We start from the raw sequence: 25144 nt of genomic DNA on the forward strand, positions 1-25144 counted from the left end.
CTGTTCGCCGGCATCGGCTTGTGTCGCGCCGCCGCCGCCGTTAGCATCGATACGTTGTCATTGGGGAGTAGCCTGCCTCGTCCCCAGAGGCGTTCGCATCAACACACTTGGTCGCCGGTCGTTTCCGGCGCCATGGTGCGAACAGCAGCCGTCGCCACCAGGTAGCGGCCCTGCCCGGCGAGACCTTTGGCCATCGACATGCTTACCCGGCCGGGCGAGCGGTGTCGTTGAGCCATCGGTTATTCCGTTCGCCCGGCCCAGGTCATTCCATGTTGCTTACCCTGTGTCTGTTTCTCGGCTCGGCCGGCGCGATCTATTTTGCCTGCGAGTACTTCGTCAACGGCGTCGAATGGTTTGGGCAGAAACTCAAGCTTGGTGCCACGGCAACCGGTACGGTGCTTGCCGCATTCGGCACGGCATTGCCGGAAAGTGCGGTGACCTTCGTTGCGGTGATCTTCGGCAAGACGCCGGAGGCACGCGACATCGGTGTCGGCGCCGCGCTGGGTGGCCCGTTGGTGCTGGCCACGATCGCCTACGCGGTGGTCGGCGTGGCGCTCTGGTACAACCGTCGACAGCTGCAGCGGACTGACCGGATCATCCGGGTCGATCATCGGCGGTTGGCGCGCGACCAGTCGTGGTTCCTGGCGATCTTCGTGGTCAAGGTCGGGCTGGGGCTGGTCGTGTTCGCGTTCAAGCCGCTGCTGGGCGTGCTTTTCCTGGCTGCCTACGCGCTTTACGTGTGGCGCGAGATGCGCAGCGATGACAGCGCGCCGGAGGAGGAGGTGCTTGAGCCGCTGAAGCTTCGTCCGAAGCACGCCGAGCCGGCATGGCGCTGGGTGGTGGCGCAGACTGTCGCGGCGCTGCTGGTAATTGCGGCTGCGTCGCGAGTTTTTGTCGGCCAGCTCGAAGCGATTGGCTCGGCGTTCGCACTGCCGCCGCACCTGGTGGCGCTGGTGCTGAGTCCGGTGGCGACGGAATTGCCGGAAACCATCAATGCATTGATCTGGGTGCGCCAGGGCAAGGAGCGACTCGCATTGGCCAATATCTCCGGTGCGATGATGATCCAGGCGACCATCCCCAGCTCGCTGGCATTGTTCGCCACGCCGTGGCTGTTCGACACGCCGTTGATCGTGGCCGGTGCGTTGACCACGATGGCCATCGTCTATCTGTGGTGGCTGTTTCGTCGCGGCCGGGTAGATGCCCGCTGGCTGTTGCCGGTGGGCTTGTTGTACGGCGTGTTTGCCGTTTTGGTGGCCTGGCATTTCGCCGGCTGATGGCTGGCGAAAGCGGGTTCAGTCGCGATGGGATGCGTTGCGGTCGCGGCCCGCACCCAGCCTGGTGTCGAGCCTGCCGAACAGCTTCTTGAACACGCGCGAGAATTTGCCGCGTTTGGTCTTGCGCAACTTCTCTTCCTCGCTGGTGAGCCAGGCGACCTGGATCACCCGCCGTTCGCCCTCGTAAGGAAGGTGGCCGTGGAAGGAATTATCGCAGCGCTTGAATACTGCAAACTCGCCGTAAAGCGGAGTCAGTTCCGGTGCGGCGAGGCTGTCGATGTCGTCGATCTGGTGCAGGAAGCGCAAGCAGCCATCGCTGGTATCCGGCCATTGCGCATTCAGATAGATCAGTGCCGTGGCCACCTTGGACTTGCTGTCGGTATGGATGGTGCCGTGGCGCTTGTTGAGCAGGCGGCACAAGGTGACCAGGGTCGGATACTGACCGAGATTGTCGATGCCCAGCCGCTGGCCGATCGCGCTGGCAAACGCCGGCGATGTCATGTCGGCGATCAGCGTGTTGACCGAGGGCCCGCAATCGCTTGGATCGTAAGGAAAGAACCCGGCGCTGGAATAATTGGGAAAGTCGCGATCCAGCTCACTGCGCACTTCATCCGGCAATTGGCCGTGGGCCACCATGAAGGGGAAGGGATCTTGCTGCACCGTGGTATCCGGGCGATCGAGTCGGGCGGGATCGAGCAGGACGGCAGCACTCATAGGGCATTCAACTCCAATAATGGGATCTAGTGTAGCGCCGGCCGGTCGGCCACGAGTGGCTGGGATTCATACTCCGTAAGGTGGACAGAAACGGCGTCTCCGCTTATCATTTCTACCCGCCCTGACCCTTTCCCTAACGAGCTCCACAAGCCAGCAATCGTGCGGCTTGCGGATCTTGCTGCATCCAAAAGGCGGTTAACTTTATGCCTATTCCCGCTCTGCTGGCCCTCGAAGACGGCAGCGTGTTTCACGGTCATGCCGTAGGCGCGACTGGCGAAACCATCGGCGAAGTCGTATTCAACACGGCGATGACGGGCTATCAGGAAATCCTCACGGATCCTTCCTACTCGCGCCAGATCGTCACCTTGACCTATCCGCATATCGGCAATACCGGCATCAATGCCGAGGATGCCGAATCCACGGCCGTGCACGCCGCCGGCCTGATCGTGCGCGACGTGCCGCGCCGGGCCAGCAACTGGCGCAGCAGCGAAAGCCTGCCCGATTACCTCAAGCGGCATGGCATCGTGGCGATCGCCGGCATCGATACACGTCGGCTCACCCGGATCCTGCGCGACAAGGGCGCCCTGGCCGGCTGCATCGTGGCCGGCGAGCAGCTGGATGCCGAAGCCGCGCTGGGCAAGGCGCGCGCGTTCCCGGGGCTCAACGGCATGGACCTGGCCAAGGTGGTCAGCATCGCCAGGCCGTATGGCTGGAAGGAGGGCATCTACGATCTCGATCGCACCGCCTTCAACCAGCCTGCGCTGCGCTTCAAGGTCGTGGCCTACGACTTCGGTGCCAAGCACAACATCCTGCGCCTGCTGGCCGAGCAGGGCTGCGACATCACCGTGGTGCCGGCACAGACGCCGGCGGCCGAGGTGCTGGCGATGAAGCCCGATGGCGTGTTCCTCTCCAACGGCCCCGGTGATCCGGCCGCCTGCGACTACGCGATCGAGGCGACCAAGCAGTTGCTCGACGCGAAGATCCCGCTGTTCGGCATCTGCCTGGGTCACCAGATCATGGGCCTGGCCGTGGGCGCGAAGACGCTGAAGATGAAGTTCGGCCACCACGGCGCGAATCATCCGGTGAAGGATCTGGACGACGGCCGCGTGTTGATCACCTCGCAGAACCACGGTTTCGCGGTCGATCCGGCCACGCTGCCGGCGAACGTGCGGGTCACCCACAGCTCGCTGTTCGACGGTTCGCTGCAGGGCTTTGCGCTCACCGATCGGCCGGCATTCTGCTTCCAGGGCCATCCGGAAGCCTCGCCCGGTCCCCACGACATCGGCTACCTGTTTGACCGGTTTGCCAAACTGATGCAGGAGGCCCGCTGAGATGGCCAAGCGTACCGATATCAAGAGCATCCTCATCATCGGCGCCGGTCCGATCGTGATCGGCCAGGCCTGCGAGTTCGACTACTCCGGCGCACAGGCCTGCAAGGCGCTGAAGGAAGAGGGCTACCGGGTCATCCTGGTGAACTCCAATCCCGCCACGATCATGACCGACCCGGAGACCGCCGACGCGGTCTACATCGAGCCGATCAACTGGCAGACGGTGGAGCACATCATCGCCAAGGAGCGCCCGGATGCGGTGCTGCCGACGATGGGCGGCCAAACCGGCCTGAACTGCGCACTGGACCTGGCCGATCATGGTGTCCTGGAGAAGTACAACGTCGAGCTGATCGGCGCTTCGCGCGAAGCGATCCGCATGGCCGAGGACCGCGAGCTGTTCCGCGTGGCCATGGCCGAGATCGGACTGGATTGTCCGAAGGCCGAGGTCGTGCGCACGTTCGAGCAGGCGCTGCTGACCCAGGCCAAGGTCGGCTACCCGACCATCATCCGTCCCAGCTTCACGCTCGGCGGTTCCGGCGGCGGCATTGCCTATAACCGCGAGGAGTTCGAGGAGATCGTCAAGCGCGGCCTCGACCTTTCGCCGGTGGGCGAGGTGCTGGTCGAGGAATCCGTGCTCGGCTGGAAGGAATTCGAGATGGAAGTGGTCCGCGACAAGGCGGACAACTGCATCATCGTGTGCTCGATCGAAAACCTCGATCCGATGGGCGTGCACACCGGCGACTCGATCACCGTGGCGCCGGCGCAGACGCTGACCGACAAGGAATACCAGCGCCTGCGCGACGCCTCGATTGCGGTGCTGCGCAAGATCGGCGTGGACACCGGTGGCTCCAACGTGCAGTTCGGCATCAATGCCGAGAACGGCCGCGTCGTCGTCATCGAGATGAATCCGCGCGTGTCGCGTTCGTCGGCGCTGGCGTCGAAGGCGACCGGTTTCCCGATCGCCAAGATCGCCGCGAAGCTGGCGGTGGGCTACACGCTGGACGAGTTGAAGAACGACATCACCGGTGGCCTCACGCCGGCGTCGTTCGAGCCGTCGATCGACTACGTGGTCACCAAGATCCCGCGTTTCGCGTTCGAGAAGTTCCCGGCCGCCGACGCTCGCCTCACCACCCAGATGAAGTCGGTGGGCGAGGTGATGGCGATGGGCCGCACCTTCCACGAATCGCTGCAGAAGGCGCTGCGCGGGTTGGAGATCGGCAAGACCGGCCTCAATCCGACCGGGCTGGACATCACCACCGAAGCCGGGCTGGCCACGCTCAAGCGCGAGCTGCGCGAACCGCGGCCGGATCGCGTATTCCACCTGGCCGACGCGTTCCGCGCGGGCCTCACGCTGGAGGAGGTGCACAACCTCAGCCATGTCGATCCGTGGTTCCTCGCCGCCTTCGAAGACATCGTGCTGACCGAAGGCGAAGTGACTGCGCAGGGGCTGACTGCGCTCGACGCACCGCGCATGCGTGAACTGAAGCGCATGGGTTTCGCCGATGCGCGTCTGGCCGAACTGACCGCGACCGACGAAGCGGCGATGCGCCAGCTGCGTCATGCGCTGGGTGTGCGCCCGGTGTACAAGCGGGTGGACTCCTGCGCGGCCGAATTCGCCACCACCACCGCTTATATGTACTCGACCTACGAGGAAGAGTGCGAGGCGAATCCGACCCATCGCGACAAGATCATCGTGCTCGGCGGCGGACCGAACCGCATCGGCCAGGGCATCGAGTTCGACTACTGCTGCGTGCACGCGGCACTCGCGCTGCGCGAGGACGGGTTCGAGACGATCATGGTCAACTGCAACCCAGAAACGGTTTCCACCGATTACGACACCTCCGACCGCCTGTACTTCGAGCCGCTGACGCTGGAAGACGTGCTGGAGATCGTCGACCTGGAGAAGCCGAAGGGCGTGATCGTGCAGTACGGCGGCCAGACCCCGCTGAAGCTGGCGCGAGCGCTGGAGGCCAATGGCGTACCGGTGATCGGTACCTCGCCGGATTCGATCGATCTGGCCGAAGACCGCGAGCGCTTCCAGCAGATGATCGTGAAGCTTGGCCTGATCCAGCCGCCGAATCGCACCGCGCGCAACGCCGACGAGGCATTGGCGATGGCCAGCGAAATCGGTTACCCGCTGGTGGTGCGCCCGAGCTACGTGCTGGGCGGCCGCGCGATGGAAGTGGTCTATGACGACGCCGACCTGTCGCGCTACATCCGCGAGGCCGTGCAGGTGTCGAACGATTCGCCGGTGCTGCTGGACCGCTTCCTCGACCATGCGGTCGAGGTGGATGTGGACATCATCGCCGATGCCGAAGGCAACGTACTGATCGGCGGCATCATGGAGCACATCGAGGAAGCCGGCGTGCATTCGGGCGACTCCTCCTGCTCGTTGCCGCCGTATTCGCTGTCGCAGGAAGTACAGGACGAGATGCGTCGCCAGGTTGCCGCGATGGCGAAGGAACTGAAGGTCATCGGCCTGATGAACACGCAGTTCGCGATCCAGGGCGACACCGTGTTCATCCTCGAAGTGAATCCGCGCGCCTCGCGCACGGTGCCGTTCGTGTCCAAGGCGACCGGCGTGCCGCTGGCGAAGATCGCCGCTCGCGCGATGGCCGGCCGTTCGCTGGTGGCGCAGGGCACGACACGCGAGGTCATCCCGGCGTACTACTCGGTGAAGGAAGCGATCTTCCCGTTCCTGAAGTTCCAGAACGTCGATCCGATCCTTGGCCCCGAGATGCGTTCCACCGGCGAAGTGATGGGTGTGGGCCGCAGCTTCGGCGCCGCCTTCGCCCGCGGTCACGATGCCGCTGGCATCAAGACGCCGCCAAAGGGCAAGGTGTTCGTGTCGGTGCGCGACGCCGACAAGGACCGCCTGCTGCCGGTAGCCAAGGAAGTGCTCGCGCGCGGTTTCAGCCTGGTGGCTACCGAGGGCACGGCGCGCTATCTGGCCGAGCACGGCGTGGCCTGCGAGCGCATCAACAAGGTGCTCGAAGGCCGGCCACACGTGGTCGACCTGATCAAGAACGGCGAGATCGTCTATATCGTCAACACCACCGAGGGCAAGCAGGCGATCGCCGACTCGTTCTCGATCCGGCGCGAGGCCTTGCAGCATCGCGTCACCTATTCCACCACCGTGGCAGGCGCCCGCGCGCTCGTGCATTCGCTGGATTTCCACAGCAATGGCGAGGTGCACAGCCTGCAGGAACTGCACGAGGAGCTTCGCGCATGAGTCGCGCCCCCATTACCAAGGCTGGTTCGGAACGCCTGCGTGGCGAGTTGGAACGCCTGAAGTCGATCGATCGGCCGCGCATCATTGCCGCGATTGCCGAGGCGCGTGCGCACGGCGATCTCAAGGAGAACGCCGAGTATCATGCCGCGCGTGAGCAGCAGAGTTTCACCGAAGGTCGCATCGGCCAACTTGAAGCCCTGCTGTCGACAGCCGAGGTGATCGATGTCACCCAGCTCAATCCAGGCAACCGCGTGGTGTTTGGAGCCATCGTCGATCTGGAAGACGAGGACAGTGGCACGGCGGTCACGTACCAGATCGTTGGCGACCTCGAGGCGGACATCAAGCAACGATTGATTGCCGTGTCCTCGCCGATTGCCCGTGCGCTGATCGGCAAGAGCGTGGGCGACAGTTTCGAGTTCAGCGCGCCAAATGGCGTGAAGCACTATGAAATCACTGGCGTGCGTTATTCCTGAACGAGTGTGTAGCAGGCTATGTGCGGGACGGCCGGCCGCTGATGCGGCCGGCCTGGCAAGCCGCCGACGGCACGACCGCCTCGGTCGATGGGCATCTGACAACGGTCCACAACATGCCGCAGCAGAAGATCCTGTTCCTCAGCGTCTCGGCCGGTGCCGGCCACATGCGTGCGGCGGAGGCGCTGCGCCTCACCGCCGAGGCAAGCCTGCCGGATGTCGAGACCCGGCATCTGGATGCGATGGACTACGTGCCGTCCGCATTCCGCAAGCTGTACACCGATTTCTACATCACGCTGATCAGCAGTTACCCGACCCTGTGGGGCGTGCTGTACCAGCGCAGCTCAGAGGCCGATCCGGACGGCCCGATGCAGAAGCTGCGGCGTGCCATGGAGCGGCTGGGCACGGGTGATCTGCGCAAGGCGATCAATGCCTTTGCGCCCGACGCCATCGTCTGCACCCATTTCCTGCCCGCCGAAATGCTGATGCATGAGATCCGGCGCGAACGGTTTGCGGTGCCGGTGTGGCTCCAGGTCACCGATTTCGACCTGCATGGCATGTGGGTGATTCCGCGCATGACGGGCTTCTTCGCCGCCAGCGATGAAATTGCCTTCCGCATGAAGGCGAACCGCATCGACGCGGGGCGCGTGCATGCCACCGGCATCCCGGTGATGCCTGAGTTCACCCAGCCGCAGGATCGCCGGACCTGCGCCGAGCGCCTCGGCCTCGATCCGGCCAAGCAGACCATCATGCTGATGGGTGGCGGTGCCGGCGTCGGCAAGCTCGACGAGGTGGCGGCCGCGTTGATGCGGCTCGAACACGACTTCCAGCTGATCGTGCTGGCCGGACGCAACGAGGCCGCGCTGGCCAGGCTGAAGACTCATGCAGCGGAATATCCGGGGCGGCTGTTTCCGTTTGGCTTCACCAACGAAGTGCCACGGCTGATGGCCTGCTCGGACCTGGTGATCACCAAGCCTGGCGGGCTGACCACTTCCGAATGCCTTGCGATGGGCGTGCCGATGGTGGTGTATGCGCCAGTCCCGGGCCAGGAAGAACGCAATGCGGACTATGTGCTCGAGCAGGGGGCGGCGCTCAAGGCGATCGATCTGATCTCGCTTGAATACCGGGTGTGCCAATTGCTGGCCGAGCCACAACGGCTGGCGCGAATGCGTGCATGCGCGCGTCGTCTGGGCCAGCCGCAGGCGGCGCAGCGCGTGCTCGAGATCGTGCGGGCCGAGCTTGAAGGCCAGCCGTCAGCGGCTAAATGGGTGGATCATCGAGCGTGAGGCAGTCGGATCAACAACTCTTGCATGCAGGGGAAGCACCAGTCTCCATGCGTCCCGTGGTGCTGTTGCTGACACTCGGCTGGACTGTCCTGCTGGCTTTTTTCTTTGCCAACGTGGAGATCCAGATCGAGGGAGCTGCCGGTTGGGCGGCGAACCTGCCGACCTGGCGCATCGAGCATCACTGGCTGCTGGATATTTTCTGGGGCGGGCGGCCAATGACCGGCTACCACGCGTGGCTTTTCCCGTGCATGGGGCTGTTCTTCCATTTCCCGCTGATCTTCACCGGCCGCTGGAGCTGGCGCGCCGAGGCGCGTGTGTTCGCCTGCATCATGCTGTTCTGGATCACCGAGGATTTTCTGTGGTTCGTGTTCAACCCCGCCTACGGCGTGGCGCATTTCGCACCGCGCTACATCCCATGGCATATCCACTGGTGGGGCCCGGCACCCAGCGACTACTGGATTTCGCTAGCCGTGTCCGCGCTGCTGTTCTGGTTGTCGTGCCGCCCGACGCCATGGCGTCGCTAAGCAACTGCCGGATGTCGGGCACAAAAAAGGCCGCACATGTGCGGCCTTTTCATGACTCATTACGCTGGAATCAGCGCTGACGAGCCTTGAAACGGGGATTGCTCTTGCAGATCACGAACACCTTGCCGCGACGACGCACAATCTTGCAATCGCGGTGCCGCGCCTTGGCGGACTTCAAAGAGTTAAGCACCTTCACGGCCAGCTCCTGACACTAAACGAAAATGTAAGCGCGCAAGTATAGCGATTAACCCGCCCCGTCACAAGCTGGGCACGACAGCCGATTCGGCTACCGTGGAAAGGAACTGCTGCAGCACCGGCGAGTGGTCGTCGCTGCGGCTGGCGACGGCAAGCAACAGGTAGGCATCGGCGTCTTCCAGTTTCACGTAGCTGACACCCGCCAGGCGCACGGCGCGCATGCTGGCCGGCACCAGCGCCAGTCCCAAGCCTGCGGCGACCAGGGCCAGCAAGCCGTTGATCTGCTGGGCATGCTGGATGATCGTTGGCTGGAAGCCTGCCTTGGCCGCCAGTTTCACCAGCCGGTCGAACAACGTGGCGGCGAGTTCGCGTGGCTGCGAGACGAAAGAATCGCCCGCCACTTCGGCGAGGCGCAGGCTGCTGCGCCCGGACAGGGCGTGGCCGGAGGGCAGGGCGAGCAACAGGGGTTCGCGATCGATCACGCTCAGGCGCAGGCTGCGTGCATCCTGTGCATGGATGGGCTCGTCACGCACAAAGCCGACATCGATCTGCCCGGCCAGCAACGCGGCAAACTGCGGTTCGGTATACATCTCACTGAGATGCATGCGCACATTCGGTGCGATCTGTCCGTAGCGAAGCAGGGTCTGCGGCAGCGCCGGATGAAACGAAACCGAGACAGTGTAAGCCAGGCGCAGCTGTCCACTATGGCCGGCAGCGGCGGCAAGCACGTGGCCGCGCGCTTCGTCGGCCTTGGCCAGGATCTGCCGGGCTTGATCCAGAAAGATGCGGCCCGGCTCGGTCAGCGCCACATTGCGCTTGTTGCGCTCGAGCAGGCGTACGCCCAGATCCTGTTCCAGCGCCTGGATCTGCTGGGACAGTGGTGGCTGCGAAAGATGCAGGCGCAGTGCCGCCCGCGTGAAGCTGAGCTCCTCGGCAACGGCGACGAAGTAGCGCAGTTGGCGGAAATCAAACATATATAGCTAAACCGAATAAATAAGGCGCTAAATATATATTTGATACTTTAACGTGTCGATCATAAACTCTCTTTCGTCCCGCCACTTCCCCTCCCCCCTAGTGGCGGCGGCCCTCGCCCCGCAGCGACGCTAAATACGATATCTGGTTCAACTCCCCCCTGAACCCATATCGATGCGTCTTCCCTGCGGGGCGCTTTTTTCTGATTCCGACGCCGTTGCCAGCCAGGCAGCGGCGTCGGCGCGTCTGGGACTGGATCAGAGCAGGCTGGCCAATCGGGTACCTTGGGCGATTGCGCGCTTGGCATCGAGTTCGGCGGCCACATCAGCCCCGCCAATGACGTGCACCTTCAGGCCAGCGGCGATCAGCTCGTCAGCAAGTTGCCGGTTGGGCTCCTGACCGGCGCAGACCACTACCTGGTCGACTGGCAGGATTTGTGTGTTGCCGTCGATGCCGATATGCAGGCCCTGATCGTCGAAACGCTGATAACTGACATTGCCCAGCATGCTGACTTGCTTGGCCTTGAGCGTGGCCCGGTGTACCCAGCCGGTGGTTTTGTTGAGCCGCGCGCCGGGGCGTCCCTCGCTGCGCTGCAATAACCAGATCTGCCGGGCCGGAGCTTCCGGTTGCGGTTTTTGCAGGCCGCCACGCTGCGCAAGCTGCATGTCCACACCCCATTCGCGGGTCCAACGGGGAATATCCGTGGTGGGCGAGGGCGCGGGCTCGACCAGAAACTCGGCCACGTCGAAGCCTATGCCGCCGGCGCCGATGATCGCCACCTTGGCACCGACTGGCTGATGCCGGGCCAGTACATCCAGATAGCTCAGGACACGTGGATCGTCGCTGCCGGGAAAGCTCACCTTGCGCGGCGTGATGCCGGTGGCGATCACCACCTCGTCATAGCCGGCGGCATGCAGTGCGGCGGCATCGGCGCTGCGGCCCAGTTGCAGCTCGACACCGGCATCGTCCAGCCGATGGCGGAAATAGCGCAATGTCTCGTGGAATTCTTCCTTGCCCGGGATCTGCTTGGCGTAGTTGAACTGGCCGCCAATCTCGCTGGCCTGGTCGATCAAGGTCACCATGTGGCCGCGTTCGCCCAGCGTGCTTGCGCAGGCCATGCCTGCGGGGCCCGCGCCGACCACCGCGATGCGCTTGTGCGTGCTGGCCGGTTCGATTTTCAGCTCGGTCTCGTGACAGGCGCGCGGGTTGACCAGGCAACTGGCACGCTTGTTCTGGAACACGTGGTCGAGGCAGGCCTGGTTGCAGGCGATGCAGGTGTTGATGCGCTCGCTGCGTCCGGCCTTGGCCTTGTTGGCCCAGGCCGGATCGGCCAGCAGCGGACGTGCCATCGAGACCATGTCGGCCTCGCCATCGGCCAGGATGCGCTCGGCCACCTCGGGCATGTTGATGCGGTTGGTGGTGATCAACGGAATCGCCACTTCACCCTTGAGTTTCTTCGTGACCCAGGCAAAACCCGCACGCGGCACGCTGGTGACGATGGTCGGGACGCGCGCCTCATGCCAGCCGATGCCGGTATTGATGATCGACGCGCCAGCCGCTTCGATCGCCTTGGCCAGCGTGACGATCTCGCTCCAGTCCTGGCCACCTTCGACCAGGTCGAGCATCGACAGCCGGTAGATGATGATGAAGTTGCTGCCGACGGCTTCACGCGTGCGCCGCACGATCTCGGTCGCGAAGCGCATGCGGCGGGTGGCATCGCCGCCCCAGGCGTCGTTGCGCTGGTTGGTGCGCGCAGCGATGAACTGGTTGATCAGGTAGCCTTCCGAACCCATCACCTCGATGCCGTCGTAGCCCGCTTCCTGCGCCAGTTCCGCGCAGTGCACGAAGTCGTGGATGCTGCGCTCCACCCCGCGCGATGACAGCGCACGCGGGGTGAACGGGGTGATCGGCGACTTGATCTTCGATGGCGCCACCGACAGCGGGTGATAGCCGTAGCGTCCGGCATGCAGGATCTGCAGGCAGATACGGCCGCCTTCCGCATGCACGGCGCCGGTGAGCTTGCGATGGCGAGGCTTGTGCCATGGCATCGTGAGGCGGCCACCGAACGGTTTCAGCCAGCCCTGGATGCTCGGCGCAATGCCGCCGGTGACCATCAGCCCGACGCCACCGCGGGCGCGCTCGGCGAAATAGGCCGCCAGTTTGTCGTAATCGCCGGCTTTGTCCTCCAGCCCGGTATGCATCGAGCCCATCAGGATACGGTTGGGCAACGTGACATGGCCCAGATCGAGCGGGGCGAACAGCTTCGGGTAGTTCATGCGACCGGCACCGGATCAAACGATCGTATGAATGTGCCGGTGTTGGGTATCGGAAAGCAAGCGCCGCGTAGCAGCCGCGGCAAACTCAGGTCGGGAAACTCAGGCCAGCAACTGCTGCACCAGGGCGATGTAACGGCGCATGGCTTCCTCTTCGGGTACGCCATTCAATTGCGCCCACGCCGAATGCTTGGCGGTGCCCACAAAGTCGAAGAAGCCCGGCTGGGTCCGTCGCAGGTCGCCTTCCGAGCCTTGCTTGTACAGGGCATATAGCTTCAGCAAGGTGTCGTTGTCGGGGCGCGTACCCAATCGCTGGATATCCTCGGCGGCTTGTTCGAATTCGCGGCGAAGATCGGTCATAGGGCGGATCAGGCTGGCTTGATTGCAGGAAGACCGGCTAGATAGCACGCGTTCCAGACGGGGTCAACGCGTTAAACTTCCGCTTTCGACCGCTCAGCCAAGGAATCACCATGAGTCATGCCTCGCCCGTACCCGTACTGACCATCGACGGGCCATCCGGGTCGGGCAAGGGCACCATCAGCGCACTGGTGGCAGAGCATCTGGGCTGGCGCTTGCTGGATTCGGGCGCCTTGTACCGGGCCGTGGGCTACGCCGCCGGCATGGCCGGACTGGACTTGTCGGACGTGGATGCGGTGACCCGCTGCGCCCAGGCCACCAAGATCCACTTCCGTGCGGCCAGTGACGGCAGCCAGACCCGGGTGATCGTCAACGGGCACGACGCCACCGACGAGCTGCGCACCGAAACCGCGGGGGCGGCGGCCTCGGCGATCGCCTCGATGCCGTCGGTGCGCGAAGCCCTGGTGGCGTTGCAATTAGGCTTTCGCAAGTCGCCCGGGCTGGTTGCCGACGGGCGGGACATGGGGACGGTGATCTTCCCGGACGCCGCGTTCAAGGTGTTCCTTACCGCGAGCGCCGCCGAACGCGCGAAAAGACGCTATAAGCAGTTGAAGGAAAAGGGACTCAGCGTTACACTTGGCGGCCTTCAGCGCGAAATTGAGGCGCGTGACAGCCGCGATGCATCGCGTGCGGTCGCGCCGCTCAAGCCTGCCGAAGATGCCGTGCTGGTGGACACCACCGGGATGGGCATCGAAGAGGTCGTCGCGAAAGTACTTGCCGTCGTGCAGCCATAGATCATCAAGGATCCGGTTGCACGACGGTTTCTGCGCTCCTGCCGCGGCAGGGGATTTTGACCCACGGTGACGACGGTCGGTTCCTGAGGAACCACCTGATGACACCCCCGACCGGTGGACCGGAAAGTTCGTGCGCAACACGTCGACAAGCGCAACGTACAACGGTCTTTTCCCACTATGGAATCAACATGACTGAAAGTTTTGCCGAACTGTTTGAACAGAGCCAACAGGCCATCTCCAAGCTGAAGCCCGGCGCCATCGTCACCGGCATCGTTGTGGAAATCCGCAATGACGTCGTCGTGATCAATGCGGGCCTGAAGAGCGAAGGCATCGTCCCGATCGAGCAGTTCAAGAACGAAGAGGGCGTCCTGGAGGTGCAGGTAGGCGACGAGGTGAAGGTTGCCCTCGAAGCTTTGGAAGACGGTTTCGGCGAAACCAAGCTGTCGCGCGAGAAGGCCAAGCGCTCGATGGTGTGGGACGACCTCGAGCACGCGTTCGACAAGGAAGAGACCATCGTTGGCCTCATCTCCGGCAAGGTCAAGGGCGGTTTCACGGTCGACATCAAGGACGTCCGCGCATTCCTGCCGGGCTCGCTGGTCGACGTGCGCCCGGTGCGCGACCCGGTGTTCCTCGAGGGCAAGGAACTCGAGTTCAAGATCATCAAGCTCGACCGCAAGCGCAACAACGTGGTGGTCAGCCGCCGCGCCGTCGTCGAGACCGAGTTCTCCGCCGAGCGCGAGCAGCTGCTTGAGCGCCTGACCGAGGGCGCCGTGGTCAAGGGCACCGTCAAGAACCTGACCGACTACGGCGCGTTCGTGGATCTGGGCGGCATCGACGGCCTGCTGCACATCACCGACATGGCGTGGAAGCGTGTGCGTCATCCGTCCGAAGTGGTCAACGTCGGCGACGAGCTGGACGTGCGCGTGCTGAAGTACGACAAGGAGCGCAACCGCGTTTCGCTCGGCCTGAAGCAGCTGGGCGACGACCCGTGGGTCGCCATTGCCCGCCGTTACCCGGTCGGCAGCCGCCTGTTCGGCAAGGTTTCCAACGTCACCGATTACGGCTGCTTCGTCGAGATCGAGCCGGGCGTGGAAGGCCTGGTGCACGTGTCCGAGATGGACTGGACCAACAAGAACGTCAATCCGGCCAAGGTGGTTCAGGTCGGCGACGAGACCGAAGTCACCGTGCTGGACGTGGATGAGGAGCGTCGCCGCATCTCGCTGGGTATCAAGCAGACCCGCTCGAACCCGTGGGAAGCCTTCGCCGCCATGCACAAGAAGGGCGACAAGGTCTCCGGTCAGATCAAGTCGATCACCGACTTCGGCGTGTTCATCGGCCTGGACGGCGGCATCGACGGCCTGGTGCACCTGTCCGACATCTCCTGGCAGATGTCCGGCGAAGATCTGGTCCGCAACTTCAAGAAGGGCGACGAGATCGAGGCCGTGGTGCTGGCCGTCGATCCGGAGCGCGAGCGCATCTCGCTCGGCATCAAGCAGATGGAACAGGATCCGTTCGGCCAGTTCATGGCGGCCAATCCGCGCGGCACCATCGTCAACGGCACCGTCAAGGAAGTCGATGCGAAGGGCGCCGTGATCGATCTGGGCGAGGGCGTCGAGGGTTACCTGCGCGCCAACGACATCGCCAAGGAGCGCATCGAGGATGCCACGCTGCATCTGAAGGTGGGCGACAAGGTCGAAGCCAAGTTCACCGGCATGGATCGCAAGGGCCGCCAGCTGTCGCTGTCGATCCGTGCGAAGGACGAGGAAGACGTGCAGGAAGCGATCGCCGACTATGCGTCTGCGTCCACCGGTACCACCAAGCTTGGTGCGTTGCTGAAGGAACAGTTCGACAAGGCCGATTGATCGCACGTTGAAGCCTGATGCGGGGCGGCAATCGCCGCCCCGTTGTTTCATGTCACGGACATTGGGGTCCCATGACCAAATCCGAATTGATCGAGGCGCTGGCCAAGCGTCAGACCCATCTTGCGTTTGCCGATGTCGAGATGGCTGTCAAAAGCGTCATCGAGCAGATGAGCCAGGCTCTGGCCCAGGGCGAGCGCATCGAGGTGCGTGGTTTTGGCAGCTTCGCGCTGCATTTCCGCCCGCCGCGCATGGGCCGCAACCCGAAGACCGGGGATGCCGTGGCGCTGCCCGGCAAGCATGTGCCGCATTTCAAGCCAGGCAAGGAATTGCGCGAACGCGTCAACCTTGATCTGGATCAGAACGCAGGCTGAGCCGACAACTTGAGGTTTATCAAAGGCAGGCGACGCAAGTCAGCCTGCTTTTTTTATGGCAAATCCGGATCAGGCGGCATGTTCATGACACGGATCTCAAGCATCGCCTGTGCCAGCCGCGGCCAATCGGGTAAAGTCTCGTCATGCGACTGCTCGTCATACTTATCCTGGTGATCTTCATCGCGGCCGGCGTGGTGCTGGGGGCACTCAACGCCGATCTGGTCAGTTACGACCTCGCGTTTGCCCAAGTGCGATTGCCCAAGGGGGCCGCCTTGCTTGCCGCCCTGGTGATCGGCTGGCTGCTGGGCGGGCTTACTGCATGGCTGGGTGTGAGTTCGGGACAGCGTCGACTGCGCCGGCAGCAGATGCGGGCCGACAAGAACAAGAAGCTGCCTGCCAAGCCATGAATCTCCTGTCTGTGCTGGTCCCCCTGGTGCCAGCGGCCTTTGCCCTGGGTTGGTGGTCATCCCGTCGGGTCGGCGCGCGCCGCTCGGGTGCCGAAGTCAGCGAACTGTCCTCGGACTATTTCCGCGGCCTGAACTACCTGCTCAACGAGGAGCAGGACAAGGCGATCGAAGTCTTCCTCAAGCTGGCCGAATACAACCGCGACACGGTGGAAACCCATCTGGCGCTGGGCAACCTGTTCCGCCGGCGTGGCGAGGTGGACCGGGCGATTCGCCTGCATCAACACCTGGTCTCCCGGCCCGGCCTGTCCGATGCGATGAAGACGGTGGCCCTGCTCGAACTGGGCGAGGACTACATGCGTGCCGGCCTGCTGGATCGTGCCGAGGCGCTGTTTTCCGATCTGGTGGCGATGGAGGCGCATGCACCCTCGGCCTTGCGTCATCTGATCGCGATCTACCAGCACGAGCGCGACTGGAACAAGGCGATCGAGCATGCGCGCCGACTGGAAGTGATGACCGGTGAGGACGAGGCGCCGATGATCGCCCAGTTCTATTGCGAACTGGCCGACCGCTCACGCCAGCATGGCGCGCGTGCCGAGGCACGCGACTATCTGCGCCAGGCCTTCGAATGCCAGGCCGACTGCGTCCGCGCCTTCATGCTTACCGGCCGGTTGTTTGCCGAGGAGGGGCGTCATGCGGATGCGGTGACCGCGTACGAGGCGGCGGTTCAAGCCGATATCGCCTTCACCCCGGAGATTTTGCCGCCGTTGCTCAACAGCTATGCCCGTTCGCATCAGATGGAACGGGCCGAAACTTTCCTGCGCGAGATGCTGAGCCGTTATCACGGTGTCTCGCCGGTGCTGGCGCTGACCCAGTTGTACCGGCAACGTGATGGCGAGCGTGCCTCGATCGATTTCCTGACTTCGCAATTGCGCCAGCGGCCGTCCGTGCGCGGCCTGATGGCGCTGATCGATGCCACCATGGACAAGGTCGAAGGTGAAGCGAGGGAGAATTTCTTGATCCTGCGCGATCTCACCAAGAAACTGCTGGAAGGCCAGGCGATGTATCGCTGCAGCCGTTGCGGTTTCGGCGCCAAGGCGCATCACTGGCAGTGCCCGAGCTGCAAGAGCTGGAGCACGATCCGCCCGATCCATGGCGTCGCCAGCGAGTGACATGATGATCGGCATGACCATCGGATGGTTGCTCGCTGCCTTGTTGATCACGCTGTTGCTGGTGCGCGGCGCGATCGGCTACGCATATCGGCTTGGCATGCTTGATCAGCCGGGGCAACGCCGCTCTCACCGCATGCCCACGCCACGCGGCGGCGGCATCGGCATCGTGGTGGCCATGCTGGCCTGTCTGGGCGGCGAATGGTGGTTCGCGCCGAAGATGCTTTGGACGCCCAGCCTGATGGCGGGGCTGCTCGGTGCCTTGGCGTTGGTGGCATTGACGGGGTGGTGGGATGACCACCGGTCGCTGCCGGTGCTGCCGCGACTGGCGACGCAGCTGCTGGCGGTGCTCGGCTTTTCCCTTGCGCTGCTGGCGACGGGTTTGTCGTTCTGGTGGCTGCCGTTGCTGCTGGCGGGCGGTGCCTGGAGCATCAACCTGCATAACTTCATGGATGGCATCGACGGCTTGCTGGCGCAGCAGGCGATATTCGTGGCCGGTGGCTTGGCATGGCTGGCCTGGACCGCAGCGGAACCGACGCTGGCCCTGGCTGCTGCGACCCTGGCGGCAGCGACCCTCGGTTTCTGGTGCTACAACCGTCCACCGGCGCGGATTTTCATGGGCGATGTCGGCAGCGGCAGTATCGGCCTGCTGATCTTTGCGTTCAGCGCCATGCTCTGGCGGCTCCGGCATGACCTGTTGTGGCCGGCGCTGATCCTGTCTTCGGCGTTCGTGGTGGATGCCAGCCTGACTTTGCTGACGCGCATGTGGCGTGGACGCCGCTGGTATGCGGCGCATCGCGAGCATCTGTACCAGTGGCTGGTGCGGCGCGGCAGGTCGCATGCGGGAGTGGGGGCCGCCTACCTCGCCTGGAACCTGCTGGTCGCGGCCCCGTTGGCCTGGTTGGCGTGCAGTCATCTGCGACTGGCGCTGCCGATTACCATGGCTGCCTATCTGGCGGCCGCGATTCTGTGGCTGGCGCTGAAACGTCGCTGTTTGCGGCGCGATCTTTTCAAGGATGGTCATGTCGCTACGTAAGCTGATCGGTTTCATTCACCCACGTATCGCGGTCGTGCTGCACGACCTGGCGATGGCGGCGCTGGCATGGTGGATTGCCAAGCTGCTGCGTTATGCGCTGAAACCGGACGAAATCGTCAGCTACCAGTTGTTTGAAGTCCCGATCGTGCTGCTGGTGCAGGGGCTGATCTTCCGCTGGACCGGGTTGTACAAGAGCGTCTGGCGCTTTGCCAGCCTGCCTGATCTGTGGAATATCCTGCGTGCCGTGGTGATGGGGGCGGTGGCTATCTACCTGGCCCTGTTCCTGTACAACCGGCTGGATGGCGTGCCGCGCTCGGTGTTGCTGCTTTACCCCGGTTTGCTGGCCGTGCTGCTCGGTGGCCCCAGGTTGATCTATCGCTACTGGAAGGACAGCCGCAACGACCTGCTGCAGAACCAGACGGTGAAGCGAGTCCTGATCGTAGGGGCGGATTCGGCTGGCGAGGTGCTTGCGCGCGACCTGCGGCGCGACAACCGCTATGCCGTGGTCGGTTTCGTCGACGACAAGGCCACTCTGCGCGGCGCCAGTATCAATGGGCATCCGGTACTGGGACGCTTGAGCCAGCTGCCCGATGTGGCGCGTTCGGCAGCGGTCGACATGCTGCTGATCGCGTTGCCGGGAGCTTCGACCGTCGAGATGCGCCGGGTGGTGTCGCTGTGCGACGCGACCGACCTGCCGTATCGCACCGTACCTCGACTGGAGGACGTGGTTGCCGGTCGCGCGCAGTTCAACCAGATCAAGGAAGTGGCGATCGAGGACCTGCTCGGCCGCGACGCGGTGGAACTGGACTGGACGGCCATCCGGGAAACCCTGTCCATGCGCCGCGTGCTGGTCACCGGTGGCGGCGGCTCGATCGGTTCGGAACTGTGTCGTCAGGTCGCCCGGCTCGGTGCCCAGTCGCTCATCGTGGTCGAACAGAGCGAATACAACCTCTATCGCATCACGCAGGAACTGCGCGCGGATTTTCCGGAGTTGATCCTCGATGGCATTCTGGCCAATTGCGGCGACCAGGCTGCGATGCGCAAGGTGTTTTCGGAAGCCAGGCCGCAGGTGGTGTTCCATGCAGCGGCCTACAAGCATGTGCCGATGCTGCAAGGGCAGCTGAGGGCGGCATTCCGCAACAATGTGCTGGGCACCTGCACGGTAGCGGATGCGGCCCGTGAAGTCGGTGTCGAGTGTTTCGTGCTGATCTCTACCGACAAGGCGGTCAATCCGACCAGCGTGATGGGCGCCTGCAAGCGTGTCGCCGAGATCTACTGCCAGAACCTCGATGCGCGTGCCGACACCCGTTTCATGACGGTACGATTCGGCAATGTGCTGGACTCGGCCGGATCGGTGGTGCCGCTGTTCCGGGAGCAGATCCACGCGGGCGGCCCCGTGACGGTCACCCACCCGGAGATTTCGCGCTATTTCATGACGATTCCCGAGGCCTGCCAGTTGATCCTGCAGACCGCGAGCATCGGCAAGGGCGGCGAGATCTTCGCGCTGGACATGGGCGAACCGGTGAAGATCCGCGACCTGGCCGAGCAGATGATCCGTCTTGCCGGCAAGAAGCCCGGCAGCGAAATCCCGATCGTCTATACCGGCCTGCGCGCCGGCGAGAAGCTGTTCGAGGAATTGTTCCACCCGCTGGAAAACTACAGCAGTACCGAACACACCAAGATCTTCCTCGCGCAGCATCGTGAGGTATCGTGGGAGATGCTGCAGGCGCTGCTGCACAAGGCGGTCGAAGCAGTCGATGTATTCGATGAAGAAGAGCTTCGGCGCTGCGTGTCCAGCCTGCTGCCCTCGTTCCGCTGGAGCGAATCGGCACAGCCTGACAACGTGGTGTCGATCCGCCGTATCAACCCGGAGATAAGTGAGTGAGCAAGCCTCTGCGCAAGGTCGTGTTTCCCGTGGCCGGACTCGGCACGCGTTTTCTGCCGGCGACCAAGGTGGTTGCCAAGGAAATGCTGCCGGTGCTGGACAAACCGCTGATCCAGTACGCCGTCGACGAGGCGGTGGACGCCGGAGCCGACACCCTGATCTTCGTGACCAACCGCTACAAGCACGCGATCGCCGATTATTTCGACAAGGCTTACGAGCTCGAGGCGAAGCTGCAGGAGAAGGGCAAGGACGAGCTGCTTGCGCTGGTGCAGGGCACCTTGCCACGCCACGTGCGGGCGATCTTCGTGACCCAGCCCGAAGCCCTTGGCCTGGGGCATGCCGTTTTGTGCGCCAAACCGGTGGTCGGCGACGAGCCGTTCGGTGTGGTGCTGCCCGATGACCTGATCTGGAACGGCGCGATCGGCACCGGCAAGAGCGCACTGCGGCAGATGGCCGAACTGGCGGATGCCCAGCAGGCCGGCGTCATTGCGGTCGAGGAAGTGCCGCACAACGAGACCGACAAGTACGGCATCGTCGATGCCACGCCGATCGACGAACGCAGCGCACGGATCCGCCACATGGTGGAGAAACCCAGACCTGCCGATGCACCGTCCAATCTGGCCGTGGTCGGCCGCTATGTGTTGCCGGGCCGCATCTTCCAGTTGCTGGAACAGACCACGCCAGGCGCCGGTGGCGAGATCCAGCTCACCGACGCGATCGATGCCCTGCTGAAGGAACAGGGCAAGGTGCTGGCCTACCGCTTCGAGGGCACCCGTTTCGACTGCGGCAACAAGGCCGGTCTGGTGCGCGCCACCATGCACATGGCGATGCAGGATCCGAAGCTGGCCCAGACCGTGCGCGAGTTCGCCGCCAAACTCTGAACCTGATCGGGGCCGGGCTGGATGCAATGAAGGCGCCCTTGTGGCGCCTTCTGCTTTCATGCGGCGACATGTCAGAATCCAGGCATGTCTCGCCGCAGCATCCGCTTGTATCGCCGCTGCGGCAAGGGCGAGTAATCTCACTTGCCGACCCCGTCCAGGACATGCCGCCTACGTCATGCTCGCTTCCAACCATGCGTCTTCCTACTATCGCGCGACGGCTACACCTTACGAGCCGCACGCGCCCTTGCAGGGCAGGCAGGCAGCGCGGGTGGCCATTGTCGGCGGCGGTTATGCCGGCCTGAACACAGCGCTGGGTCTGGCCGAGCGCGGCGTGCGCGATGTGGTGCTGCTGGAGCGTGAGCAGATCGGCTTCGGCGCATCCGGCCGCAATGGCGGTTTTGTGTTTGCGGGCTATTCGCTGGGCGAGCAGTCGTTGCTGGACCAGTTGGGCGAGGCGCGCGCGCAGGCCCTGTTCGGTCACACCACGGCGGCCGTGCAGCGCATTCGAGAGCGCGTGGCGAAGTATGCGATCGCCTGCGACGCGGTCGATCAAGGGGTGATCTGGGCCAACTGGTTCCGCGATCCTGCCGTGCTACGCCGGCGCCAGCAGCTGCTGGCCAGGCATTACGGCGTGGACTGGCAGTGGCTGCCGCAGGATGAACTGCGCGGGCTTGTTCGCAGCGAGCGCTATCACGACGCTCTGTACGAACGCGATGCACTGCATCTGCATCCGCTCAACTATGCAATCGGCCTGGCCACCGCTGCCGCGACGCAAGGCGTGCGCGTGCATGAACACAGCGGTGTGCGCGGCCTGGCCCGCGAGGGCACGCAATGGCGCCTGCGCACCGACCAGGGTGAGCTGTTGGCCGACCAGGTGGTACTGGCCTGTGGCGGCTACCTGGCGGGTCTGCGCCGATCGATCGACCGCGCGATCCTGCCGATTGCCACCTATGTGATGGTGACCGAACCGCTGCGCGAACGGATGGACGCATGCCTGCATACGCAGGCCGCGATATACGACAGCCGCTTTGCGTTCGATTATTACCGGCCGCTGCCGGATACGCGCCTGCTGTGGGGTGGACGCATCTCCATCCGCAATCGTTCACCGCGCGCCGTGCAACGCCTGCTCAGCAGCGACCTGCTGCGGGTGTTCCCGCAACTGCAGGGCATCAAGATCGACTACGCCTGGTCGGGCCTGATGAGTTATGCGCGCCACCAGATGCCGCAGATTGGCGGCAGTGGCGATGGGCTGTGGTGGGCCCAGGCGTTTGGCGGCCATGGCCTGGCACCGACCTGCGCCGCTGGCGAACTGCTCGCGGCGGCGATTGCCGAAGGCGATGACGGCTGGAAGCAGTTTGCGGACTACGGACTGAGCCCCACACATCGACCGTTGGGTTATCTAGGTGCCCAGGCAAGTTACTGGTGGCAACAAGGTCATGACTGGTTGAAGACGAGGCTGGAAGGATGAGCGAACAGGTCGGTGAAATCAGCTGGAGCGATTTCGAGAAAGTGTTGATCGTCGCCGGTACGGTGACGCGGGTGGAACCATTCCCGGAGGCGCGCAAGCCGGCCTGGAAGGTCTGGGCGGATTTCGGCCCCTACGGCGAGAAGAAGACCAGCGCGCAGATCGCAGCACTGTACAGCGCCGAACAGTTGCTGGGTCGGCAGATTGTCGGCGTGATCAATTTTCCGGAGAAACAGATCGGACCGTTCCGTTCGCAATTCCTGCTTACCGGGTTTCCGACCGATGCCGGTGTGGTGCTGACGGCGATCGAACGCACGGTGCCGAACGGCACCCGGTTGGCCTGACATGCCGGATGCGCCCAGTCTGCATGCCTGTATCGAGGATGCCGCGGAAATCGCACGATTGGCCGGCGAGCTTGGCTATCCGACCGAGACGCAGGCCATGGCTGTCCGGCTTGCCGCACTGCTGCCGCAGCCGCATCAGCATGTGATGGTTGTACAAGCCGAAGACGGCAGCTTGCTCGGCTGGATTGCCGTCGAGCGCAGGCTCACGCTTGAATCCGGCGAACGCGTCGAGATCGTCGGCCTGGTGGTAGATGCCGCAGCCAGGGGCCGTGGTATCGGGCATGTGCTGGTAAACGATGCGGAACACTGGGCACGCCAGCAGGGATTCGACGTTGTTTCGGTGCGCTCCAATGTGACGCGGCTTCAGTCGCATCCGTTCTACCGGCGCCTGGGCTATGTCCATCGAAAAACCCAGCATGCCTATGCCAAGTTGCTTGATGCGTGAGTCAGCCGCGTTCCTCATTTCGTCGCCATCGCGTCGATCCGCTGGTGCAGCTTGCCCGTTCGGCCGCAGTTCCTGCTTGTCGGTCTTCCCACGGATGATGACGTGGCGCTCAGCGCATTGAAGCGGCCGCTACCCAACGGCACATGGTTGGGTTGAGCACGCGGCGTTCGCCGCCGAAGCGGTTGCCTACCAGAGATAGACCTGCAGCGATGGTTCCCTCGACTTGAGCGGAATCCGCTGCAACAGCTCGCGCTGGTCGGGGTAATTCATCGCGCTGCGTTCGAGCAGGTTGTCGATCTGGGCGAGATCGTGCTGTGCCTCTTCGGACGTGGGCGGGCGCATGTGCTGCGGATCCGGGAACAGTCCCACGCCAGCGAGCAGGCTGTACCAGGACATCGTCGGGTAGCCTTGGCCGAAGACACCTTTTTTCAGTCCCGGAATGATCGGCTTGCTGGCCAGCCAGGTGGTCAGCAAATGCTGGAGCGGGCGCGACAAGTGGGTGTTGGCTGCGTTTGCGCGCCAGTAATCGGTGTCGGTGCGCGTGTTGGTCTTGTAGTGGGTGACGATGTAGTCGCGGGTGCCCTCGAACTGGACGTTGATCGTCTGGTTGAAGTTTGCCCGCGCCTCGGCACCGAGGTCGCCCTTTTCCAGCGCCGCGACGAACATGTAAGCGGTTCTCTGGACGAAAAGCAGGGTCGTGGCCTCCAGGGGCTCGATGAATCCTTGCGCAAGGCCTACTGCGAGGCAGTTGCGGTTCCAGCTTTCCGCGACGCGGCCGACACGCATCTTCAGGTGGCGTGCCGGCACGTCGGCATCCAGCACGCCGAGATGCGCACGCAGTTCCGTCTCGGCCTGCTCGGGCGAGCAGTAATCGGTGCTGTAGACGTAGCCGTTGCCGTAACGGTTGGTCAGCGGAATCTTCCAGGCCCAGCCGTTCTTGAGCGCGGTGGAGACGGTCTGCGACATGATCGGCCCGTCGATGGGCGTTGCCAGCGCAATCGCCGCGTTGTTGAACAGGTTCTCCGCGTAGGGAACGAACGATGTCTTCAGTGCCTTGCCGATCAGCATCGAGGCAAAGCCGGTGCAGTCGATGAAGAAGTCGGCATCCAGCATCTCGTCGCCATCGAGGCGCAGGGAACCGATATCGCCATTGTCCTTCAGGATCACTTCGTTCACGTGGCGCGCGACATGGCGCACGCCACGCTCCAGCGCCTTCCTGAGCAGAAAGGCGCCAAGCAGGGTGGCATCGAAGTGGTAGCCATGCCAGATGTCGAACGGGAAGCTGTGCGCCGGCTTGGGTGCCCGGCAGTCGCGCGCCAGACGGCTGGCGATGAAGAATCGGTCTGGGTGTGCGTGCACGTCGGCATGGTTCAGGCGCGAGTGCACGTTGTTGATGAATTGCGTCATGGTCAGGTTGTCGAGCATCGACGCAAACGCGTGGAAGTAGCTCTCGAAACCCGGCCGTGTCGACCACTTGTCGAAGGTGATGCCGTTTTTGTAGGTCGCGTTGCAGGCGGGCATCCATTCGGCTTCCTCGATGCCGAGGTCCTCGAAGAAGCGGCGCAGGAACGGTGTCGAACCCTCGCCGACGCCGATCGTGGCGACTTGCGGCGACTCGATCACGGTGACTTCGAGCCTGGATCCATAGCCCGAGTTGGCCAGGGTCAGTGCCGTCATCCAGCCGGCGGTGCCACCACCGACCACGACGATCCGGCGCACCGGCGGATCGGCTTCGATCCGCGTGCCGGATCGGTGTGCGGCAACAGGCTCGTTGAATGGTGCGGCGGTGTCTGGCATGGCGCAGGTCACTGACTTGTCGAGGCGGTGCCCAAGAGGAATCCATTTCGGGATCGTGGTCAATAG

General features: G+C 63.7%; 23 protein-coding genes and 1 riboswitch. Of the genes, 17 read left to right on the top strand and 6 right to left on the bottom strand.

Annotated features, from left to right (window positions below; translation table 11 throughout):
* Positions 1 to 50 precede the first annotated feature (50 nt).
* A riboswitch (yybP-ykoY riboswitch) is annotated at positions 51 to 277 on the top strand.
* Entirely contained in the window at positions 270 to 1274 is a 1005-nt protein-coding gene (locus B0E46_RS07375) for a sodium:calcium antiporter (RefSeq protein ID WP_077555129.1), read from the top strand. (Overlaps the previous riboswitch by 8 nt.)
* Positions 1275 to 1292: 18 nt before the next feature.
* On the opposite strand, the gene B0E46_RS07380 is transcribed toward B0E46_RS07375, so the two are convergent.
* On the bottom strand, positions 1293 to 1988 hold the full coding sequence (locus B0E46_RS07380) for a 2OG-Fe(II) oxygenase (RefSeq protein ID WP_077555130.1): 696 nt from the start codon (positions 1986 to 1988) through the stop codon (positions 1293 to 1295).
* Positions 1989 to 2191: 203 nt separating this feature from the next.
* Between B0E46_RS07380 and carA the strand changes: the two genes are divergently transcribed.
* The 5 genes from carA to B0E46_RS07405 all read left to right on the top strand — a co-directional run bounded on the left by carA (position 2192) and on the right by B0E46_RS07405 (position 8828).
* Positions 2192 to 3319, top strand: coding sequence for a glutamine-hydrolyzing carbamoyl-phosphate synthase small subunit (gene carA / locus B0E46_RS07385; protein WP_077555131.1), 1128 nt, complete (start codon positions 2192 to 2194; stop codon positions 3317 to 3319).
* A 1-nt stretch (position 3320) separates the two neighbouring features.
* Entirely contained in the window at positions 3321 to 6548 is a 3228-nt protein-coding gene (gene carB, locus B0E46_RS07390) for a carbamoyl-phosphate synthase large subunit (protein WP_077555132.1), read from the top strand.
* Positions 6545 to 7021 (top strand): transcription elongation factor GreA, encoded by a 477-nt coding sequence (gene greA / locus B0E46_RS07395; RefSeq protein WP_077555133.1) that lies wholly within the window; start codon positions 6545 to 6547, stop codon positions 7019 to 7021. The genes carB and greA overlap by 4 nt, the downstream gene beginning before the upstream one ends.
* A 113-nt stretch (positions 7022 to 7134) precedes the next feature.
* Positions 7135 to 8304: a glycosyltransferase gene (locus tag B0E46_RS07400; RefSeq protein ID WP_077555226.1), complete on the top strand. Its 1170-nt coding sequence runs from the start codon at positions 7135 to 7137 to the stop codon at positions 8302 to 8304.
* A 47-nt stretch (positions 8305 to 8351) separates the two neighbouring features.
* A complete protein-coding gene (locus tag B0E46_RS07405; RefSeq protein ID WP_077555134.1) occupies positions 8352 to 8828 on the top strand; it encodes a hypothetical protein in 477 nt (158 codons plus the stop codon).
* A gap of 70 nt (positions 8829 to 8898) precedes the next feature.
* Here B0E46_RS07405 and ykgO read toward each other — a convergent pair whose 3' ends face one another.
* From ykgO to B0E46_RS07425, 4 genes are all read right to left on the bottom strand, one after another.
* A complete protein-coding gene (ykgO, locus tag B0E46_RS07410) occupies positions 8899 to 9024 on the bottom strand; it encodes a type B 50S ribosomal protein L36 (RefSeq protein WP_007080705.1) in 126 nt (41 codons plus the stop codon).
* A gap of 61 nt (positions 9025 to 9085) precedes the next feature.
* Positions 9086 to 9997, bottom strand: a complete 912-nt coding sequence (locus B0E46_RS07415; RefSeq protein WP_077555135.1) for a LysR substrate-binding domain-containing protein — start codon at positions 9995 to 9997, stop codon at positions 9086 to 9088.
* 255 nt (positions 9998 to 10252) lie between these two features.
* Positions 10253 to 12271, bottom strand: a complete 2019-nt coding sequence (locus B0E46_RS07420; RefSeq protein ID WP_077555136.1) for an NADPH-dependent 2,4-dienoyl-CoA reductase — start codon at positions 12269 to 12271, stop codon at positions 10253 to 10255.
* A gap of 99 nt (positions 12272 to 12370) precedes the next feature.
* Complete coding sequence (locus tag B0E46_RS07425; protein WP_077555137.1) at positions 12371 to 12628, bottom strand: acyl-CoA-binding protein; 258 nt, start codon at positions 12626 to 12628, stop codon at positions 12371 to 12373.
* Positions 12629 to 12738: 110 nt separating this feature from the next.
* Between B0E46_RS07425 and cmk the strand changes: the two genes are divergently transcribed.
* From cmk to B0E46_RS07480, 11 genes are all read left to right on the top strand, one after another.
* Positions 12739 to 13419: a (d)CMP kinase gene (gene cmk / locus B0E46_RS07430; protein WP_077555138.1), complete on the top strand. Its 681-nt coding sequence runs from the start codon at positions 12739 to 12741 to the stop codon at positions 13417 to 13419.
* A 188-nt stretch (positions 13420 to 13607) separates the two neighbouring features.
* On the top strand, positions 13608 to 15281 hold the full coding sequence (gene rpsA, locus B0E46_RS07435; RefSeq protein WP_077555139.1) for a 30S ribosomal protein S1: 1674 nt from the start codon (positions 13608 to 13610) through the stop codon (positions 15279 to 15281).
* A 71-nt stretch (positions 15282 to 15352) separates the two neighbouring features.
* Positions 15353 to 15652, top strand: a complete 300-nt coding sequence (locus B0E46_RS07440; protein WP_077555140.1) for an integration host factor subunit beta — start codon at positions 15353 to 15355, stop codon at positions 15650 to 15652.
* Between the two features lie 143 nt (positions 15653 to 15795).
* Entirely contained in the window at positions 15796 to 16059 is a 264-nt protein-coding gene (locus B0E46_RS07445) for a lipopolysaccharide assembly protein LapA domain-containing protein (protein WP_077555141.1), read from the top strand.
* The gene (lapB, locus tag B0E46_RS07450; RefSeq protein WP_077555142.1) at positions 16056 to 17228 is read left to right on the top strand and encodes a lipopolysaccharide assembly protein LapB; all 1173 of its coding nucleotides are present in this window, start codon (positions 16056 to 16058) and stop codon (positions 17226 to 17228) included. Before B0E46_RS07445 ends, lapB begins: the two co-directional genes overlap by 4 nt.
* Before the next feature lie 7 nt (positions 17229 to 17235).
* Positions 17236 to 18261, top strand: a complete 1026-nt coding sequence (locus tag B0E46_RS07455) for a glycosyltransferase family 4 protein (protein WP_077555227.1) — start codon at positions 17236 to 17238, stop codon at positions 18259 to 18261.
* Positions 18248 to 20146, top strand: coding sequence for a nucleoside-diphosphate sugar epimerase/dehydratase (locus tag B0E46_RS07460; protein ID WP_077555143.1), 1899 nt, complete (start codon positions 18248 to 18250; stop codon positions 20144 to 20146). The genes B0E46_RS07455 and B0E46_RS07460 overlap by 14 nt, the downstream gene beginning before the upstream one ends.
* Positions 20143 to 21027, top strand: coding sequence for a UTP--glucose-1-phosphate uridylyltransferase GalU (gene galU / locus B0E46_RS07465; RefSeq protein WP_077555144.1), 885 nt, complete (start codon positions 20143 to 20145; stop codon positions 21025 to 21027). Before B0E46_RS07460 ends, galU begins: the two co-directional genes overlap by 4 nt.
* A 175-nt stretch (positions 21028 to 21202) precedes the next feature.
* Positions 21203 to 22495, top strand: coding sequence for an FAD-binding oxidoreductase (locus tag B0E46_RS07470; protein WP_077555145.1), 1293 nt, complete (start codon positions 21203 to 21205; stop codon positions 22493 to 22495).
* On the top strand, positions 22492 to 22836 hold the full coding sequence (locus B0E46_RS07475; RefSeq protein ID WP_077555146.1) for a tRNA-binding protein: 345 nt from the start codon (positions 22492 to 22494) through the stop codon (positions 22834 to 22836). Before B0E46_RS07470 ends, B0E46_RS07475 begins: the two co-directional genes overlap by 4 nt.
* Before the next feature lies 1 nt (position 22837).
* Complete coding sequence (locus B0E46_RS07480; protein WP_077555147.1) at positions 22838 to 23281, top strand: GNAT family N-acetyltransferase; 444 nt, start codon at positions 22838 to 22840, stop codon at positions 23279 to 23281.
* Between the two features lie 186 nt (positions 23282 to 23467).
* On the opposite strand, the gene B0E46_RS07485 is transcribed toward B0E46_RS07480, so the two are convergent.
* The gene (locus B0E46_RS07485; protein WP_077555228.1) at positions 23468 to 25078 is read right to left on the bottom strand and encodes a tryptophan halogenase family protein; all 1611 of its coding nucleotides are present in this window, start codon (positions 25076 to 25078) and stop codon (positions 23468 to 23470) included.
* Between the last annotated feature and the right edge of the window lie 66 nt (positions 25079 to 25144).

It is taken from the genome of Rhodanobacter sp. B04 (assembly GCF_002001125.1).
GTDB lineage: Bacteria > Pseudomonadota > Gammaproteobacteria > Xanthomonadales > Rhodanobacteraceae > Rhodanobacter.

Coding starts and splice junctions, on each gene's coding strand:
- B0E46_RS07375 (WP_077555129.1), top strand. CDS start 270: ATGTTGCTTACCCTGTGTCTGTTTCTCGGCTCGGCCGGCGCGATCTAT.
- B0E46_RS07380 (WP_077555130.1), bottom strand. CDS start 1,988: ATGAGTGCTGCCGTCCTGCTCGATCCCGCCCGACTCGATCGCCCGGAT.
- carA (WP_077555131.1), top strand. CDS start 2,192: ATGCCTATTCCCGCTCTGCTGGCCCTCGAAGACGGCAGCGTGTTTCAC.
- carB (WP_077555132.1), top strand. CDS start 3,321: ATGGCCAAGCGTACCGATATCAAGAGCATCCTCATCATCGGCGCCGGT.
- greA (WP_077555133.1), top strand. CDS start 6,545: ATGAGTCGCGCCCCCATTACCAAGGCTGGTTCGGAACGCCTGCGTGGC.
- B0E46_RS07400 (WP_077555226.1), top strand. CDS start 7,135: ATGCCGCAGCAGAAGATCCTGTTCCTCAGCGTCTCGGCCGGTGCCGGC.
- B0E46_RS07405 (WP_077555134.1), top strand. CDS start 8,352: ATGCGTCCCGTGGTGCTGTTGCTGACACTCGGCTGGACTGTCCTGCTG.
- B0E46_RS07415 (WP_077555135.1), bottom strand. CDS start 9,997: ATGTTTGATTTCCGCCAACTGCGCTACTTCGTCGCCGTTGCCGAGGAG.
- B0E46_RS07420 (WP_077555136.1), bottom strand. CDS start 12,271: ATGAACTACCCGAAGCTGTTCGCCCCGCTCGATCTGGGCCATGTCACG.
- B0E46_RS07425 (WP_077555137.1), bottom strand. CDS start 12,628: ATGACCGATCTTCGCCGCGAATTCGAACAAGCCGCCGAGGATATCCAG.
- cmk (WP_077555138.1), top strand. CDS start 12,739: ATGAGTCATGCCTCGCCCGTACCCGTACTGACCATCGACGGGCCATCC.
- rpsA (WP_077555139.1), top strand. CDS start 13,608: ATGACTGAAAGTTTTGCCGAACTGTTTGAACAGAGCCAACAGGCCATC.
- B0E46_RS07440 (WP_077555140.1), top strand. CDS start 15,353: ATGACCAAATCCGAATTGATCGAGGCGCTGGCCAAGCGTCAGACCCAT.
- B0E46_RS07445 (WP_077555141.1), top strand. CDS start 15,796: ATGCGACTGCTCGTCATACTTATCCTGGTGATCTTCATCGCGGCCGGC.
- lapB (WP_077555142.1), top strand. CDS start 16,056: ATGAATCTCCTGTCTGTGCTGGTCCCCCTGGTGCCAGCGGCCTTTGCC.
- B0E46_RS07460 (WP_077555143.1), top strand. CDS start 18,248: ATGTCGCTACGTAAGCTGATCGGTTTCATTCACCCACGTATCGCGGTC.
- B0E46_RS07470 (WP_077555145.1), top strand. CDS start 21,203: ATGCTCGCTTCCAACCATGCGTCTTCCTACTATCGCGCGACGGCTACA.
- B0E46_RS07475 (WP_077555146.1), top strand. CDS start 22,492: ATGAGCGAACAGGTCGGTGAAATCAGCTGGAGCGATTTCGAGAAAGTG.
- B0E46_RS07480 (WP_077555147.1), top strand. CDS start 22,838: ATGCCGGATGCGCCCAGTCTGCATGCCTGTATCGAGGATGCCGCGGAA.
- B0E46_RS07485 (WP_077555228.1), bottom strand. CDS start 25,078: ATGCCAGACACCGCCGCACCATTCAACGAGCCTGTTGCCGCACACCGA.